The organism is Chitinophaga sp., from assembly GCF_017745275.1.
In the GTDB taxonomy this organism is placed as follows: Bacteria; Bacteroidota; Bacteroidia; order Chitinophagales; family Chitinophagaceae; genus Chitinophaga.
Genome location: NZ_JAGHZS010000004.1, coordinates 357,838 through 372,988, shown reverse-complemented (window position 1 = coordinate 372,988; position 15,151 = coordinate 357,838). Strand labels below are relative to the sequence as shown.

The 15,151-nt window shown below is 45.2% G+C and carries 8 protein-coding genes; all 8 read right to left on the bottom strand.

The genetic code is table 11. The features are described 5' to 3' along the window. Window positions 1-94: 94 nt before the first annotated feature. The 8 genes from J7623_RS14245 to J7623_RS14210 all read right to left on the bottom strand — a co-directional run bounded on the left by J7623_RS14245 (window position 95) and on the right by J7623_RS14210 (window position 14,907). Complete coding sequence (locus J7623_RS14245) at window positions 95-2,119, bottom strand: alginate lyase family protein (RefSeq protein WP_291921072.1); 2,025 nt, start codon at window positions 2,117-2,119, stop codon at window positions 95-97. A 59-nt stretch (window positions 2,120-2,178) separates the two neighbouring features. Next, the gene (locus J7623_RS14240; RefSeq protein WP_291921070.1) at window positions 2,179-3,624 is read right to left on the bottom strand and encodes a glycosyl hydrolase family 28 protein; all 1,446 of its coding nucleotides are present in this window, start codon (window positions 3,622-3,624) and stop codon (window positions 2,179-2,181) included. Window positions 3,625-3,649: 25 nt separating this feature from the next. Further along, a complete protein-coding gene (locus J7623_RS14235; RefSeq protein WP_291921068.1) occupies window positions 3,650-4,138 on the bottom strand; it encodes a CHRD domain-containing protein in 489 nt (162 codons plus the stop codon). A 34-nt stretch (window positions 4,139-4,172) separates the two neighbouring features. Next, window positions 4,173-5,939: a RagB/SusD family nutrient uptake outer membrane protein gene (locus J7623_RS14230; RefSeq protein ID WP_291921066.1), complete on the bottom strand. Its 1,767-nt coding sequence runs from the start codon at window positions 5,937-5,939 to the stop codon at window positions 4,173-4,175. Between the two features lie 16 nt (window positions 5,940-5,955). Further along, a complete protein-coding gene (locus J7623_RS14225) occupies window positions 5,956-9,036 on the bottom strand; it encodes a TonB-dependent receptor (RefSeq protein WP_291921064.1) in 3,081 nt (1,026 codons plus the stop codon). A gap of 27 nt (window positions 9,037-9,063) precedes the next feature. Beyond that, on the bottom strand, window positions 9,064-10,842 hold the full coding sequence (locus J7623_RS14220) for a RagB/SusD family nutrient uptake outer membrane protein (protein WP_291921062.1): 1,779 nt from the start codon (window positions 10,840-10,842) through the stop codon (window positions 9,064-9,066). Window positions 10,843-10,860: 18 nt separating this feature from the next. Then, window positions 10,861-13,740, bottom strand: a complete 2,880-nt coding sequence (locus tag J7623_RS14215; RefSeq protein ID WP_291921060.1) for a SusC/RagA family TonB-linked outer membrane protein — start codon at window positions 13,738-13,740, stop codon at window positions 10,861-10,863. A gap of 99 nt (window positions 13,741-13,839) precedes the next feature. Beyond that, a complete protein-coding gene (locus tag J7623_RS14210) occupies window positions 13,840-14,907 on the bottom strand; it encodes a LacI family DNA-binding transcriptional regulator (protein ID WP_291921058.1) in 1,068 nt (355 codons plus the stop codon). Window positions 14,908-15,151 lie beyond the last annotated feature (244 nt).

The window sequence follows — 15,151 nt, the reverse complement described above, 5'->3', positions numbered from 1 at the left end:
CTGAAAAAACTATTGCTGCCTGTCATTTGTCCCTTTTGTTGCTGCATTGATTCTTTTATTTCTTTTTAGCGGGTGTGCTGATTGGATATTTCTCTCACCTGGTGCGAGGTTTTCCTGCTATGGTTACACTATCGAATGTGGCGCTGTTTGCATTGGAACTGTTTGAAGAAACCACCAGTCCAACGTAGTAATTGTTTGCCATGGAAACAGTTACAGGGTTACCTACGGCAAACCACGTTTTTCCATCGGTCGACTGATAGGCCGTGATGGTATTGCTGGTTTTTTGTAAACGGAACCAGGTAGGCGTGCGGGTATATGCATTACCGGGTTGAAAACTCATGGAGCCACCTGCTGATATGCGGCTGCCAAATTTTGCTTCACGAACACCTCCATCTCCTGATGTCATACTAAAGGCAATGGCATTAGGTGAAAGCGTTTCCCGGATCATAATGCCTGTTTTTTGAGAACCGCCACCAGCCCAGGTGCCGGCTGTCAGCCGTGCCGTAATGGTAGCATCTCCGGTTACACTTTTATACACGTAACTGAGGCCATCTGCGGCGCCACCGATGCCCGCGCCGGTGCCACTCATGACAAAGGTGCCATTACTTACATTGGCATACCCCGCGGTACCTGCTGTAGTAATTGTTCCGATGTCCTGTTGACTCCAACCGGCAGCCAGTGCACCGGTAGCTTGCGGCGTTGCATTTACCGGGGAGGAATTACTACTGGTTCCAGCCTGGTTAATGGCGGATACTACATAGTAATACCGGGTGCCATTCGTTACGCCCGTATCTTCATATAGTGGATAGGTACCTTTGTAGGTAGCAATGGTAGTATAGGGGCCGCCGTTTGTTGTTGAACGTAATACATTATATCCGTTTGCGGTGGCAACGGGCAGCCATCTTAGCCATACTTTTCCTACACTGGCTGTTGCCTGTATGCCTGTTGGTGCTGATGGAGCAGGAGAGGAGGGATAAGGCGATGCACTTGCATTTAAAGTATAACACAATGTGCCAAATCCCAGGTTATCATCGTGCTCAAATCCTTCGGGGCGGTTTATTTCCGCCATGGCTTTTACATGGGGAGCGCTCAATCCTTTCTTCACTACATAGTGGTTATAAATCATTTCCCAGATAGGACGTTGTAACCTGCCGCGGCCCCAGCTATTTTGTTCTGATGCCCAAAAATTCAGTACGTTGTCGCAGTTGTTGTAGGTGGTGTAAGGAACATCTTTCCAGAGATTGTATTTAGCGATGTATTCAGCGCCGGCCAGCAGGCGGTTGTTATCGTATCCATACATATCCTGTCCCTGGTTCCATGCTATCTGGCAAAAGCTTGCCAGCATACCTACGCCCAGCAGTGCATGTTCCTGGTCACGGCCGGTTTCCTGCCATTGGCCCAATCCGCCAGGGTATATATAGGGAATGGTCCGGGTAATGTTGCCGTTGCCTGCACCGGATTTAAAATAAGTAATGGCTTCGTTGAACTTGGCAGTATCATCGCATAACACGCCAATACCCAAAATGGCAGTAATGTTACAGATATCCCAGTTAGCCCAGTAATGACTGATGCAGGCGTTATTATGACGGGTTAAAAAGTCGTGGCAATTAGGATACAGGTAGGTCGTCATCATGTTTTTAAATTGGTTAAAATCAGATGGCGACCAGTTAGGATAAAGGCGTAGTATCTCTCCGGCAACGGCAAATTCATATACTGCTATTCCCATTAGCCCCGGTACGTCTTGTCCGGCCGGTACCTGGTTTACTGTATGGGCCCAGGCATTCAGAATTTTCCTGGAGCAGGCGGCATAAGATGTATCGCCTGAAATGTACCAGCGCAAGGCATTGAGATAAGCGGCAACGGCGTCGGCAGATGCGCGTTGGCGGCTGACGCCCATGTTAGGCTGTGCCGCCGCGGTATAAGTGTTTTGTGCTTTAGGGTGTGTGATCAATGCGTTCCAGCTATCAATCCAGGGATGCGCGCCGGCGGCTACCTGGCTCTTCATCCTGTCCAGATCTGTTTTCGTATGCAAGCCACCCGGATGCACAAAGGTTTGTGCAGTGGCCGTAAGGCGGTAAAAGCACAACAGGAGAAATAACAGGCGTTTCAATTTATTCATGAGAAAATTCATTTTTATTATTTGTAGTGATGCAGATGGCTCATCATTGCCTTTCTGCTTTATTTCGACGTCAGCGCCGGATTCTTTTTTATGGATGGTGGATTTTTGAAGGTGATGTTTTGGGTGAACTCACCCAGCCTGATGTTTGCCTCTTCCAGGTTAGTGATCAGTTTACCGTTGATACGTAGATTTTCGAACGTTACGTCTTTTACCAGGTGTGCTTTATCTAAGCCATCAATAACAGACGGTGCATTGTTGAAGCCATTATAAGTGATGTTTTTGAAATAAATATTTTCTATTCCCCTGCCGGGAGCTGCATTGTATTTATCATAGAGCGCCACTTTTAATTGCAGGAGCTTTCCTTCCTGGAAATTATCCACGTGTATATCTTCGAAACGAACATTGCGGACCAGGTTCAGATCACCCGCCTGGATAGCCATGCAGCCTTCGGCGGTAGGATCATCTTCGTCATGTTCCAGTATTTCAATGTTTTTAAACAGTAAGTTTTCAATTACCTCGCCTGTTTTTTCCGTGTTCCCGTGAACACCGATATTGATGGGATGTGCTACATCAGCCCAGAGGATAGCATTTGTTACGGCATAGTTTTTTGCGTCTCCATAGAATTCCCAGCGATGCCCATACACGGTGATACAGTCATCAGAATTGCGCATGAACACATCGTCTACCGTTACGTTACTGCAACTCATAAAATCAAGTCCGTCGCTCCAGGAACTGGCGCTAAATGATTTTAAGTTACGGATGGTAAGATGATCTGATCCTCCTGCAAAAACTGTATAGTGTTTGGGGTTCAGGACAATGATTCCATCTATGGTAACATTATTTGAGTGCCTGATTTCCACACCTCGCTGTGGTTGGTCAATAATTCCGCGACCGATGATACGGACATTTTCCACTTTGTCGCAAAGTAGTTTCCCTCTCACTACCGCGCCTCCAGCTATGTAAACTGTTTTGCCCGATGGTATATTAAATGCTTCACCCGGTAAATCTTTCGGCATATGTACTCCCGGCCCGAAGTAAACAACATCAGGGTCATTGGGATCAGGACGGAATGTTTCAATAGGATTGGCAAATAAGTGCAGGTTGTGTAGTTTATCGCCATCAAACTCTATGGAAAGTTTTTTAGGCCCGGTTAAGGTAAACGTAATGCTATTGCCATTTAATATTGGTTTTATTTCATTGTCCGACGGGCGGATCTTTACGGATTGTGCATTACCATTGTTTTTCTGAACAAATACTTCCACAGATCCGGAGAAATCGAAATATACCATGGAGGCATCCTGTGGTTTATCAAGATCAACTTTTACGTTGTATTCATACAGATCCTGCCATTCTCCGCCGGGCTGGCGCACTTTTACGGTGTAGTCGTCATTGTGCATAGCGTACACAACTGCTTTGGGAGGCGGATAAATGATGAGTTGCTGTGCGTTTATTTTTAACGCACAACAACCCAGGAAGAAGATAAAGTATAATGTAAGCTTTCGCATAAGTCGTCAAATCAAATGAATAGGTTTATGGTTTTGTTGCTGTCAATTGCCCCCTGATGATACCGTTGGGATACTTTTTTGTATTGATGGTAAAGTAGTAGGCTCCTGCCAACAGGTTTTTCTTTTCACTTTCTTTAAAGCCATTTAAGCCTGCCAAACCAAGGTTCACACTTGCCTGGCTGTTGTTGCTGACGAACGGTAAAGAACGCACCAGGGCGCCATTTTCTGTAGTACTGGCGGGACCATAGAAATTGACAGCGGTAATGGTGTCTTTGCCTGCCCGCCATAGATCACTCCAGGAGATGGTGAAGGTCAGGATGTTTAGCCTGTCATCATAAAAGCCGGTAAAGGTTCCGGTGGAAGTAGTATCGATGGCCGGTACCAGTTGTTTGCTGCTGGCAGTTGACATAATAGTATATTGGTTGCTCTCCGGCCTTGTCAGTGTTCCGCCTTTTGTACAACCAATCAATGAAAGAGCAGCTGTAAAAATAAGTGCAGTTATAATGTTTTTCATTATTTGAACATTAAAAAAGGTTTAAACTTTTGTATTAATAACCCGGTGTTTGTTTTAAAGCAGGCGACTTTGTTAGTTCGCTCTGTGGTATAGGCCAGAAATACATTGCTTCGGTAAATACATGTTTCCTGATGGGAATTACGCGGTAGGAGAAGCTGCCATTTGCAGCTCTTGTAATCTCCATTCCATGTGTTTCTGTATTTTCAGTTTGTGGAGCAATTTTCCAGCGACGGATATCCCAGAAGCGATGTTCCTCGAAAGCCAGTTCTACCCTGCGTTCATGCCTGATGGCTTCCCGCATTTCGTCTTTGGTCATTCCTGCTTTTAAACCGTATGCGCTGTTTTCACCGGCAAGAATACCTGCGCGGCTGCGTATCATCTTTAACCAGTTATATACATCAGCAGTTGGACCATAGTATTCATTTGTTGCTTCAGCAGCATTTAACAGCACTTCTGCATAGCGCATCACTACCCAGGGGCGATACAGTTCGCCGCCACCGCCATTGCACATCTTATACCTGAAATAGCCGGTTATGGTACCTGTAGAAGTATAGATGCCATCAACACTTGCACTGGTTTCTGCTGCATTCCCTGCCGGAATGACGCCTGTATAGGTATTGACAGGCCGGTCGCCGAAGGAGCTCATATTTCGAAGAGCACCATTATAATGAAGAGTATAGGTAAGGCGGGGATCCCTGTTCTTATACATATCATTGCCGATGCCGGGATAACCGGAAGCAGGATCTGTTATACGCAGTCCGTTGATCATATCAAATTCATCTACTAATTCCTGCGTTGGAAAATATTTGGTTCCTGTCCACCCGTTCATGCCTCCCCTGGAAGTAGGGTTGGCACTGGCTTCAACGTAGAAATTATTGCCGGTAGTCCATGGTTGCCAATAAACGAGTACATGCTCCACCTGTGGTGTGTTTTGCAGGAACAGTGTATAAAGAGGCGTAGCAGAGGCAGTATACAAACTATACACTCCCAGGTCAATTACAGCTTTGGCAGCATCGGCCGCCTGCTTCCAGCGTTCGGGATCTGCACTTGGGAAAGCGAGCAGGTTTTGAGGATCGTTTCCTCTGGGCCCACTATTGACGAGGGGGCTGGCCGCGTATAAAAGCATCCTGGCCTTTACTGCCAATGCAGCGCCTTTCGTCACTTTCAACTGGTTTACATCCCCGGAACGATAAGAGATGGGAAGCGCCGCAGCGGCGGCATCCAGCTCACTGGTCACGTATTTGATGCAGGTCTCATACGAGCTGCGTGCCACATCTATTTTTTCTTTGTCGCTAAATATTTTATCGCCAATCATTGGTATGCCACCGTAATGTTTTATCAGTGTGAAGAGATACCACGCTCTTAAAAACCGTACCTGGCCTACCCAGTAGTCTCTTGTTGCATTTGTTACGGGTATGCTGTCTTTATTTTTCAGAAAGATATTTGCAGCCCTGATCATCTGGAAGGCAGTTCCCCATAGTCCGCCATCGGCGTTGTTGGCATTGATACCGCCGCTTGAAATTCTATACGTGTAAAAAGTAGGATCGGGGAGTGGCTCCGATTCATCGCAAGCAGCGTCCAGCCCTGTATTATTGAATCTCCTTGGGTTAAAAGATATTCCCAGGCTTGAATAAAGGTTATTGATTACGCCCAGTGACCTGGTACTATCCTGGAAGACCGATGCTTCATCGATCGCTGATAATTTTTTCTGATCCAGGAAATCTTTTTTGCAGGCAGTAAAACTAGTAGCAGTAGCCAGTCCTGCCAATAGGATACTTCCATATATTTTTTGTCTGGTCATAAGTGATTTTTTAGCGTTAAAAGCCTAATTGCAATCCGAAGATGAAGTTGGCGGTGTTAGGATAGGCGCCACCGGTGCCGTTTGCAATTTCAGCGTCCTGCTGAAACTTGCCCATTTCCTGTATATTCACCAGGTTATATCCTGAAAGATATACCCTGGCCTGCTGAACAGCCTTCGTACGTTTTAGCCATCCGCGGGGAAGCTGGTAAGACAGTTCCAGGGACCGTAACCGGACATACCAGGTATTGGCCATCCAAAAATCAGAGATGGTTAAATAGGAGATGTTGTTGATGTTAGAGTTGAGTCCGATACGCGGATAAGTAGCAGTAGCAGCAGTTGCCGGTGTCCAGCGCTCCAGGTTCCAGGGACGCAGGTTACCGTTGAAGGCATCACCGGCGCCTTCCGCTGTTACCTGTACCGCGTAACCAAAAGAACCTTGCAGCAGCGCTCTTAATGATAACCCCTTGTAACCAACTGTAAATTCGGTACCTAAAACAGTGCTGGGTAAATTCGGTTTCGACAACCAGGTTTTATCAGCATCTGTAATAACGCCATCCCCGTTCATATCTGCATATTTCAGATCTCCCGGCTGTATCACGCTCCATTGCGGAGCAGGAATACCCTTCTTTACTTTTCCATTTGCATCAAAATCATCCAACTGGTAGAAGCCAATATTATGATAACCCTTAGTTAGGTTCATCCTGTTCCCCGTTTGGGCCTGGTAAGGATAATCCGGCGCTTCACTGATATAAATGATACGGTTAATGGCATAAGATGCATTGGCACTGATGGAATAGTTGATCTTTCCCCGGTCGTTCCTGTAGGTAATAATTCCATCAAATCCACGGTTATCTGATTTACCAATGTTCCTGTTTGGCAGTCCTTGCCCTATTAACAAGGGAACGTCTTTCTGCGGAATTAGCTGGTCATAACGGTAGTTATAAAAGTAGCTGCCACTCAGTGTAAGTTTTCCCTGGAACATATTCAGCTCCAGACCCAGGTCTGTTTTCTTCTCTTTTTCCCAGGTAACATCAGGATTTACCAGTGATCCTTCTACCGTGGTATTACCATAATAATTTGAGCCGGTGGTTCCATATTGAATAACAGAGGTTACAACGCCCGGATAGCTTACGTCTGTTCCCACGAGGCCATAAGATCCCCTGATCTTAAACATGTCGAAAAACGGGAACAGGTTTTTGAAAAATGGCTCTTCTGCCAGGTTATAGCCCCATGATATAGCCGGAAATATTCCATACCGGTTATTTTCCTGGAATAAATCATTGCCGTTGCGGGCAACGGTAATACCCAGGAGATATTTACGCCGGAAGTCATAATCCAATCTCCCGGTTGTACCGCGGTAGTTGACAGGGACGGCAACGCCATTTATAAAATTCCGTTGATTTAATAACAGGAGCCCGGTGAAATGATGACCTCCAAAAGTGCGGTCATAGTTCAGAGAGGCCTGGAGAATAGTGGTAGAATTAAAAGAGCCTGCCGGAGAAGCAACGGCATATGGTAATATGCGATATTGCCCTGCATCTCTTATAGCATAGGAGTTGGTAGCAACATCATATTTATAAACCGGTAATCCATTGCGGTTAAGGTTGCGGCCTTCATTGTTATTGCCCGCATAAGAAATATTTACTTTTGCAGACAGGCCAGGTGTTACAAAATCAAGCAGCTGGTCTGCCCCAACAATGATGTTATAGTTGTTCCGGAAACTCCTGATGTATCCACCATTACCCAGCCTGAAAGCAGGATTAATAGCGCCGTTATTAGTAGCGGCTCCCAGGTGTGAGGCATAGCTATAACTGCCATTGGGATTGATGACCGGCATGGCATATGGCGCCATGTAACGGAATGCACCTAGTTCATAAAAAAGCCCGGCGTTTTCTACTGTTCCGCTTGGGTTGTTAACCGTTTCAAAGCGGCCATTTACGTCGAAACGGATCTTTAAGGTTTTTGTAGGAGTAATGTCCAGGTTTGAGCGGTAATTGAAGCGCCTGTAGAAATAATTGGTATTTACATCATCTCCCACCGGCTTAAAATCTTTCAGAATACCATTCTGGGAAAAGTAGCCCAGCGATGTAAAATATTTCACAAACGAGTTACCTCCGCTTATATCCACATTATAACGGGATTGTGTAGACGCTTTTTTAAACAGGACATCTGACCAGTTAACATTCGGATGGCCATAAGGATCGGAGCCGTCTTTAAACTTTTGCAGGTCGTCGGGTGTAAACGGGAGTACCGGGGTTTGTGACTGACCATAAGCATCATTGATGGTAGCTTCATTCCGTAGCAGGGCAGTAGTATAGGAGTCAAGGAAAGTGGGCATCCTGATCGTTTTATTAATCCCACTTTCTGCGGTGACGTTAATCCGTGGTTTCCCGATACGGCCCCTGGTGGTAGTCACCACCAGTACACCATTGGCCCCCTTTAATCCATAAATGGATGTTGTAGCTGCGTCTTTGAGGATGGAAACGGATTCCACTTCATTCACATTTAATTGTGAAAGCTGTGAATAATCGTACTCAATATCATCTACAATAATCAGTGGTTTGGTATCCTCGGTGAGAGAGTTAACGCCCCTGATATAAAAATCGGCGGCATCTGCTCCTGGTTGCCCGCTGCGTTGCTGGCTGAAGAAGCCAGGTAAGCGGCCGATAAGCGTATTTTGAATGCTTGCAGTAGGAACATTTTTGATCTCTTCTCCTTTTACAGAGCTCACCGCCCCTGTACTCGTAATTCTTTTCTGTCGCCCGAAACCAACTACCACTACGTCTTCCAACCCTTTTACATCAGGTGTCAGGTGAACAACCATCGGTGTCCCCGCTACTGCCGTAATAGTTTGAGGCAGGAAGCCCACGCAGGTGATCATCAGTTTCTTTACCCCGCCAGGCTTCAGTGAAAGGGTGTAATTGCCATGTTCATCAGAAACGACTCCATTCTTCCTGTTGTCCAGTTCTGAAACAGAGGCTCCGCTTATGGCCTGATTTTTATCATTTATCACACGTCCTCTTATAAGTATATCCTGGGCCCATGCAACGGTTGATAGCAGCGAAAACCATATCAGTATGAATATCTTTATTTTCATTTTATGCTGTTTATTGTAACAAAAAGTTTAGTACCCCGGATTTTGTTCTATTCCCCGATTTACCTGTGTTTCTTTTACAGCAATAGGAAATAAATACATGGCATCTGTAAAAAAGGGAGTGGTCACCACTCTCGGTGCATAGTTGAATGTACCATCGGTGTTTTTGGTAATGGTAACGCCATGCAGTGCGGTTCCATAAACAGCTTTCGCAATTTTCCATCTGCGTATATCCCAAAATCTTTGTTCTTCAAATGCCAGTTCTATGCGACGCTCATTACGAACAGCTTCCCGCATCTGGGTTTGCGATAATCCCGGCGCCAGTGTATTAGGTGAAAGCCCGGCCCGCTGGCGGATTTTTTCAACCGCCGCATATACGGATGCATCAGGTCCTGAATATTCATTTTGTGCCTCGGCATACATTAAAATGATGTCTGCATACCTGATAATGCACCAGGGAGGAATGAAGCCGCCATCGCGGTAAAAGGTGGTGGTATAGTTTGCACTGCTGCTATCATTGGCACAAAACTTTTTGGCATAATAGCCTGTTTGTGTTTGTACAGGAGCAAGGGTAGCATTATTCGGTTTGTCTTTTCCTCCTTCAAAGGTTTCTACCGGTCTTTGCAGCCATTTAGCGCCATTATAAAACACGGTTTGTTCCAGGCGGGGATCACGGCCGGCGTAGGGGTTCGACTGGTCATAACCAGAAGAGGGATCAGTGATAGTTTTCCCGTTTTTCATTGGGAAGGCGTCAACAAATTCCTGCGTTGGACTTACACGTCCTTCACTATTGCGGTTGGCCGGCTTGTACCCGGGGGGCGACATGTAATAGGAATAAGCATTGTCAATACGGGGATCACTCATCCGGAAAAAAATGTGTTCCTTGTTGGCCCTCTGCAACATCAGGGTATAGCGATTGGGCTCCAGGTCGTAAATACCCAGATCCATCACCGCTTTCGCTGCATCAGCCGCTGCTTTCCATCTTTCTGCACTGTAAGAAGCGTAGCCGGTATAAGTTCTGCCGGGAGTGGGAGAAGGGTTAAATAAAGGGCTTGCAGCCAGGAGCAATACCTTCGCCTTAATGGCCATTACAATGCTTTTGCGCATCTTTCCGAAATCTGCATCGGTTGTTCTGCCGGCGAGGGAGGCGTCAGGACGCAGGCTATCTTTAGCGATGTCAAGTTCTGATACGATGTAGTTCACGCACTCTTCAAAGCTGTTGCGCTTTAAATTCAATAATTCTTTATCATCGGAATCGAAAACCTTATTGCCTATCAGTGGTACACCACCGTATCTTTTTATCAATTCGTAATAAAAATAAGCCCTGAGCGCACGCGCTTCGTTAGGTAACCATACTTTACGGGATGAATCGGCCCAGGGAACACGCTGATAATTATTCAGGAAAATATTCGCAGCTCTTATAGCGCTGTAACAATTCCCCCAGTTGTCATCAAATGTAGTAACAGGACTGTATCCGCCACGAATGATGTTCCACGCTTCATTCCCATCAGCGCTTGGCACCGCATCATCAGAAAAACATTCGAGGGGCACCAGCGATAGGTTGGTTTTCACTCCACCATTAAGTCCCCAGCTGGAACCGCCCAGCATCCGGTTATACCCGGAAGGGATTTTTCCATATATATTTGTTACCCATTTATATGCCTGATCCCCGGTAGGATCATTTTCATCAAAGATGTAATCTATAGTAAGCAGCTCAAGCGGCTTGTCTTCAAATGCTTTTTTACAGGAGGATGCTATAAAGATGACTGCAGCGAAAGCAAAATAAATCCAGCCATAATTCTTTTTCATACAACAATACATTATCGGTTAAAATTTAATGTTGATACCGAAGTTGAAAATCTTCATAATGGGATAAGCAGCGCCCCAGGACTCAGGATCCAGGTCTTTCCTCATGTCGTAAATTTCCGACCAGGTGAGGAGGTTCAATCCATTGGCAAATAGTCGCACAGCAGGAAGCCCGATTTTGCGGGATAACTTTTCAGGGAAAGTATATCCTATCTCTACGTTTTTGAGGCGTACAAAATCGTTATCCTTCAGCCAGAAAGAAGAAGTCTGTGTATTATTCGTGTTGTTGCCCAGCCATAACCTTGGTTGTTTAGCCGTTTCAGCAGTTGCTGCAGTAAACCGGCCCAGGTTATATTCATAGGCGTTATTTTGCCCGCTGTTGCCAAAGCCGTTCATAAAATCGCCATTGAAATAACTTTGACGATTTAATGTGCCCTGGATAAGGATGGAGAGGTCAATGCCTTTAAAGCTAAACCCGGTATTGAGGCCGTAGTATATAGTAGGCTTTACAGTGCCAATGGGTCCCTGGTCATCCACTGTAATCTGGCCATCTCCGTTGCGATCCAGGTATCGTATATCGCCGGGCCGCAGGGACGACTTGGGAGAGGAGGGCATTACTGCGGTTGCCGGATCATTGATTTCATCATAAGATTTAAACAGGCCAGTAGCGGTATAACCATAGAGCACTCCTATCGGCTTTCCTGTTGTAACCTGGTAATCGTAATTTTTAGGTAATTCTGCACTATAAACTACTTTTGATTGAACAAGTGAGAAGTTACCAGTAACAAAATAGTTGAATGCTTTTATTTGCTGTTGCCAGTTTATAGCAATATCAGCCCCCCAATAGTTGAACCGCTGGTAGTTCTGATTCGGGTATCCCGCGCCCAATATGGCAGTGGTTAAAGTAGGCGGAGCAACAAGATCATAAAACTTATTGAAGAAATAGTCGGCAGTTATTGTCAACTTATTATTCCAGAGGCCAAGATCAATGCCGGCATTAAGTTTTTTTGCTTTTTCAGGAGCGAGGCCTGTATTGGCAAGGGCATTTTCCCCGGAGCTCTTCTCCAGTGAGGAGCCAGAGCCAAACCAATAGCCATTGGCATTAAAGTAGGTTTGTATGTACGAGAAATAGCCGGCATTTACCTGGCCGGTTAAACCATAGTTGGCTCTTAACTTCAGGTTGCTGATGAAAGGCAGATGGCGGCTGATAAATGGTTCCTTATGCAGGTTCCAGCCAAGTCCGCCAGCCCAGTAGGTGGTCCAGCGTTTTGATGGCTCCAGCCAGTTGTATCCTCCGTAGCTGACAGCGCCTTCCACGATATATTTTTCATCGTAGGCATAGTTCAGTTTCCCTGAATAGGCGGTATAGTTCTCCGGCAGGTTGGTGGTATTGAAGGCCAGCCTGCTTTGCTGGTTCGCCACCGCCAATGCGGATATGGCGTGTTTTTTAAATGTTCTGTCGTAACCCAGCGATCCTTCCAGGTACACAATCCTGTATCGCTCATTTGCGCCTCCCCCGGTTGTTTGCTCCGTGGTTGATCCATACTTGGTATAAGTATCATCCAGGTATTGATACACTTCAAAATTTTTATCCCGTTTCGTGGTAAAGTAAGCGGTGTTGTTATTGGAAGCTTTGGCCTGCATCCAAAACCCTTTTGTAAGTGCATCCAGTTTTTGAGTAACCTCCAGGTCAACCGCAATATCTCTTACATCCTGGAATTGATATCCACGGGCAACGGCCTGGCCCCATATATTAGCGTTACCGGGGTATTTGTCGCTTCCCCCTAACGACCCGTCAGGATTGAAAACAGGGTAGGCAAGTTGCGGGGTATTCAGCAAGGAAGAGAAAATTCCCGAAACTCCTCCACCGGGTTGGTTATAACGTTGAAAGCGACCGAAGAGGTTCAATTGTACAAAAGTGGTAGGTGTTACATCAACACCTACGTTTGAACGCAAAAGATACCTGTTCAGTTGGGCGTTGGTATTGTATTTATTTTCAGCACTGGTTTTAATGATTCCCTTTTCTCTCATATTATCCAGGTCCACAAAATACCGGAAACCTTTGCCGCTACCTTGTATATTAAGATTATAGCGGGATATACCGGCGTTTTTATTCAACACAGTATTGTACCAGTCTACATCAGGATAGGTATAGGGATCTGTATGCTGCTGCCAGGCATCAATTTGCGCCTGTGAGTACTGGGGAGGAACAGGTGTATTCCCTGCATCGTTTTGCCTGGCTTCATTATATAACGTAGCATATTGCCACGCAGGTAAAGGTTTCGGAAGCGCGGTAGGCGTTTCAAAACCTGATTGAGCAGTAAAGGAAATGCGGGGTTTACCAACATCTCCTTTCTTTGTTCTAACGGAGATGATACCATAGGAGGAACGCTGACCAAACATCACGGTTGACAGTGCATCTTTTAATACTGTGATAGATTCAATCTGTTCGGGATCAATAGACTGATATCCTCTTTCAATGCCATCAATGAGGATGATTTGTGCCCTTGCTCCACGGATATTGAAGCCCAGCCCATTACCATCCAGGCCTGGCCCACCGCTGCCGAAAGTGACATTAAGGCCGGGTAGGCGGCCGGGTAAAGCCTGTAGGAACTGAGGACTTGGTGTAGTGATTAACTGGTTGGTGTACACAGTAGCTACCGATTGAAGTAACCTGGTTTTAGCCTGCTCTCCATAAAGGATTGGCACAGTCGTAGCCGGTTTGGATATCCCGGTGGCGGCATCCTGTTTTGGATGGACTTTCGTGGTATCGGCAACCTGTGCCCGGGCAGAAGAATGTATCAACAGCATCGCTGTCAGGAAGATCAAGCTAACCTTATAGTACACTTGCCTCCAAATACCGGAAGGTAGCAGAACGTCTGCGGTTGGATTTTTTTTCATGGTGGAAGTTTATAAAGACAAAAAGATTGCTGCAGGAGTAAAAACCGCTTTTTTACCCCTGATCGTTATTAATGAAATTTTGATTGATTACTTAGTCCGTTAACTTTTTTTCATAGTGGATAATGCTGGTTCAACAATATTCTTTTTCATTTTGGCGGAAGAAGAATTTCTTATAATTAACTTAACCGGCAACGTTACCGTTCTTCGTTTTTTGCTTTCCCTTTCATCTGATAGGGCATTGATCAGTTGCTGCACTACTTCTTCTGCAATTTCTTCTATTGGTTGTGCTACTGCTGTGATAGAAGGAGAAAATAAATTAAAGTGTGTGTTATCATCAAATCCTATTACCGCGATATTATCAGGTATTATTAATCCCAGGTCCTGGATGGCTTTTAGTCCATTTATTGCCAGGTAATTCGTGGCAAACAGTATTGCATCAATGTTATTATGTTGCATAACGAATTCCTTTACCATTTCTGCGCCCAGCGAATGACTTAATTTGCAGGGAAGTTTTTGTACAATGGCTTCGTGTCCACTTTCTTCCATTGCTGTAAGATATCCTTGCAGACGGCTATGCATTTGTGTTTGATCTGATTTTAAGGTGATGAATGCGATATTTGAAAACCCATTTTCCAGCAGATGTTTTACGGCCTGGTATGCCCCGGAGAAGTTATCAATAATTACAGTACTGGTATTCAACGCAGGTAGATAGCGGTCGAAAAGAATCACCGGTACATTATCATCTATCAGCGCCTTTATGTCATCTTCAATGCCGGAAGGCGGCGCCATAATATAACCGTCTACCTGTCTTTCCCTGAATACCTTTATCAATGCTTTGGTTTTCTCCGTATCATTTTCCGTGCTGGCAAAAAATATTTTATACTTATGATGATAGGCGATTGTTTCAATTCCCCTGGAAATGCTGGAAAAGAATGGATCAGAAATATCTTCCACCAGCATGCCTATGATATTGGTTTTGCCGGTTCGCAGGCTTTTGGCGATCATGTTTGGCTGATAGCCTACCTGCTTTATATAATCTGCTACTTTCCGCTGCACCTGTTCGCTGATTTTCTTTTCATCTGCCTTACCATTCAATACAAAAGATATAGTAGTAGCTGAAAGATTAAGTTCTTTGGCTATGTCGTGTATGGAGATCTTCTTTTTCATTTTATCCAGCTGCCAGCATTTTCTGCTACTTATCAGATAATCGATTTAGTGACCAATCGTTTCAAAACGGGAAGAGAACTGATTTTAAATTCTGTCCTGTAAAACTACCTGTTAATAATAAAATTCTCCGCAAATTCAGGAGGGGGACAAACTCCCAAATAGGGGGGTGGAAACTCCAAAAACAATAATTTTTAATCAGGTTAAGCAGGAAGCATGTCATTCTGGCCATTGTAATTCGGTTTAA

Excerpts from the sequence above, each read along its gene's own strand:
- J7623_RS14245 (WP_291921072.1), bottom strand. The coding sequence starts at position 2,119 with ATGAATAAATTGAAACGCCTGTTATTTCTCCTGTTGTGCTTTTACCGC.
- J7623_RS14240 (WP_291921070.1), bottom strand. The coding sequence starts at position 3,624 with ATGCGAAAGCTTACATTATACTTTATCTTCTTCCTGGGTTGTTGTGCG.
- J7623_RS14235 (WP_291921068.1), bottom strand. The coding sequence starts at position 4,138 with ATGAAAAACATTATAACTGCACTTATTTTTACAGCTGCTCTTTCATTG.
- J7623_RS14230 (WP_291921066.1), bottom strand. The coding sequence starts at position 5,939 with ATGACCAGACAAAAAATATATGGAAGTATCCTATTGGCAGGACTGGCT.
- J7623_RS14225 (WP_291921064.1), bottom strand. The coding sequence starts at position 9,036 with ATGAAAATAAAGATATTCATACTGATATGGTTTTCGCTGCTATCAACC.
- J7623_RS14220 (WP_291921062.1), bottom strand. The coding sequence starts at position 10,842 with ATGAAAAAGAATTATGGCTGGATTTATTTTGCTTTCGCTGCAGTCATC.
- J7623_RS14215 (WP_291921060.1), bottom strand. The coding sequence starts at position 13,740 with ATGAAAAAAAATCCAACCGCAGACGTTCTGCTACCTTCCGGTATTTGG.
- J7623_RS14210 (WP_291921058.1), bottom strand. The coding sequence starts at position 14,907 with ATGAAAAAGAAGATCTCCATACACGACATAGCCAAAGAACTTAATCTT.